At 34.7% G+C, this 1,924-nt stretch carries 3 protein-coding genes; all 3 read right to left on the bottom strand.

Features of this window, described 5'->3' with window-relative positions; genetic code table 11:
• On the bottom strand, positions 1–517 hold a 517-nt coding region (locus tag AC1DPZ_RS26280; protein ID WP_477409067.1), incomplete at its 3' end, for a hypothetical protein.
• 100 nt (positions 518–617) lie between these two features.
• Positions 618–1,016, bottom strand: a complete 399-nt coding sequence (locus AC1DPZ_RS26275; RefSeq protein ID WP_477409065.1) for a hypothetical protein — start codon at positions 1,014–1,016, stop codon at positions 618–620.
• A gap of 146 nt (positions 1,017–1,162) precedes the next feature.
• The coding region (locus AC1DPZ_RS26270) for a hypothetical protein (protein ID WP_477409063.1) at positions 1,163–1,924 on the bottom strand (762 nt) is incomplete at its 5' end.

Below are 1,924 nucleotides of genomic sequence, written 5' to 3'. Positions count from 1 at the left end.
GATCGGATGGTATTGTTGGCGTTGCTGAAATAAAGGCCTTGTTTTTAAACCTAAAGAAAAACTCGATAGGCAAGGTGATTTTACCTCTGTATCCGACATCTTGAGTGACGCGTTCACATTCATCAAATAGTAGGAAGCTATGCGCGTACATGTCAATACCTAACTCATTGAAGGCTTGTTGAACTTTGAAAAATGATTCTGGCGTAGTTAAGATTTTTATCGCCTTAACTCCGGATTGTAAATAATCAATTATATGGTCTACGGTGATGTTTTCATAAACACCAAGGATTACCTTTTTTCTGCCATGTATATTATACTTTTTACACTTACCCCTGATGACCGGCAGGTTCGGCTCAATGATAATACTGTTCCGTAACAAGTATTCTATTTCAAGGGTAGTGGCACCAATACCTGTGAGAATTTTAAATAATATGATATTTGACGGTATGCAATCTATAATATCTTTAAGGTATTGACCGTCACTAATTTTGGGGAATTTCCAAGCGTTTTTATTCATAATTTCGAGCATAGTAAACCCATAGCTCGTTTTGGGCTTTAAGATTCTAATTAAAGTGAAGTTAAAATAGGGTGGCAGAAGTGCCACCCTATGGGATCGTTTAAGCTTCTTTTATACTGTTAAGAAGCATTTGTAAGGTTGGTACGTTTTTAACTTTACCATTTGCGTAATCTAGAACGAATTGGTGTAGACCGCATTCGTTCAAAATTTGAAGATTCTCGCGTATTTTGCCATAAGTAAACCTTACCCAAATGACCTGTTGACCTTCATCGAATGAGGGCGATGGTTCAGCTGATAACCTTCGGTTAAGAGACATATTGTCGAACATCTTTTTAAGATTATCAACTCTAAAAGCCTTTCCCGCCTTTTGTTTACGCAAGCTTGCTATAAAATCAGCTTGACTTGTATAGCCCTCTGGGCTATTGTCATTAAAAAAGACAAAGTCTGTTTGGTCTGTAGAAATTTTTGAGCTAACTAGCTCATCATACAACTTGTTCATAAGTTTTAATTTTTTTTAAATAGTTTAAAACATCGAACGAGGCCTCATCTTCTGCTTTGTAGACACAAAATTACTGTTCCTCACTTAGTAAGATTGTGTAATTGGACCAAAGTTTTAAATAAAACTTTTTAAATACTCGGACGAAATCATTCAAGACTTTTACCGGAATTTTTTAAGTAACGGTCCAAAAGACGTCGCAATTGTTTTGGGGATTTGAAAGTTTCCTTTTGTTGAAGATTAATTTTAATTGAGTGTTTATAAAGCCCAAATAATGTAAAGAATTTGTCGATAAACTTAGCTTGAGAACCAGTGATGATTGTTAATCGCTTGCCTTTATGGGGAGGAAACTGGGGTAGTAATCTTAAATAGGGTAATAGGTACATAATATATCTTGCAGTTAAAGTGTCTTCGTCAATTTTCGTATTGTTTTTTAAACTGTTAAGTTTGGCATTCATTAATATAAGTGTGCGCGGTTCCTTATAGCCATTAAAAAGATACCATTTCAGTCCGAATGTTTTTGCGGTATCGGCATAATATCTATAAATCGCATCACTGATGTATTTAAACAAAATGATGGTGTTTTCAGCTTTAGGCAGTTCTATGGTTTTGTTGTTTTCCGCCGTTTGTTGAAGAAAAGTGATCTTTATATCGTCGTCTATTTTTATATCTGATTGAGCATTCAATACGGTCATCAACTTATCAAAAATCTCAAAGTCTAAGTCATTACGGTCAGAGATTGACTCCTGAATCCATATTTTACTCAAATCATCTGCAATAAATATTAACTCTTCGATTTGCCTGTTTATGTCTAATGTCTTAATCAATTTTGGGTTTATATCTTCTGTTAGAAGATCCCAGATGTAATCATTAAAATCATTTTTTTTGCTGCTCTGTAGATTATACAGCGG

Source organism: Mucilaginibacter sp. P4_G9 (assembly GCF_056400985.1).
The sequence above is the reverse complement of the archived record's forward strand: the minus strand, read 5'-3'. Positions and strand labels throughout refer to the sequence as shown.